The sequence below is a fragment of the Streptomyces niveiscabiei genome (assembly GCF_001419795.1).
GTDB lineage: Bacteria > Actinomycetota > Actinomycetes > Streptomycetales > Streptomycetaceae > Streptomyces > Streptomyces niveiscabiei.
This window is the reverse complement of sequence record NZ_LIRL01000327.1, coordinates 5,522-6,012: the sequence shown is the minus strand read 5'-3', so window position 1 is coordinate 6,012 and position 491 is coordinate 5,522. Positions and strand designations below refer to the sequence as shown.

The window sequence follows — 491 nt, the reverse complement described above, 5'->3', positions numbered from 1 at the left end:
GTTCGAGGGGGAGGGCGGGGTTGTTCGCCGTTTCCATTGCCGCGTTGAGGCGGTCGTAGCCGTCGAGGGCCAGCGCGTCGAGGAGGGCCTGTTTGTCCTTGAAGTGGCGGCTGGGGGCGGCGTGGCTCACGCCGGCTGTGCGGGCCAGTTCGCGGAGGGAGAGCGCCGCGGCGCCCTTTTCGCGCAGGGTGTGTTCCGCGCTGCGCAGGAGCGTGGAGCGGAGGTCTCCGTGGTGGTAGGGGCGGTTCTCGGACGACGCGGACATGACCGTCATCGTAGCGTGGAACCCGTTCCATGTTGTCGTTGCCATCATTGTTGGCGGCGTCTACATTGGGGGTATGGCAGACACCGAGCAGAGCAAGTGGAACGTGGACCGCATGCCGGACCTCTCCGGCCGTACCGTCGTCGTCACCGGCGCCAACAGCGGCATCGGACTCACCGCGTCGCGAGCCCTCGCGGGCGCCGGCGCGCACGTCGTCCTCGCCGTACGG

The 491-nt window shown here is 69.0% G+C and carries 1 protein-coding gene and 1 pseudogene; one reads left to right on the top strand and one right to left on the bottom strand.

Annotated features, from left to right (window positions below; all coding sequences use genetic code 11):
* On the bottom strand, nt 1-265 hold a 265-nt coding region (locus AOK24_RS16770; protein ID WP_420876671.1), incomplete at its 3' end, for a TetR/AcrR family transcriptional regulator.
* A gap of 73 nt (nt 266-338) precedes the next feature.
* Between AOK24_RS16770 and AOK24_RS50740 the strand changes: the two are divergent.
* Nucleotides 339-491 (top strand): annotated as a pseudogene (locus tag AOK24_RS50740) (oxidoreductase); the annotation flags it as partial.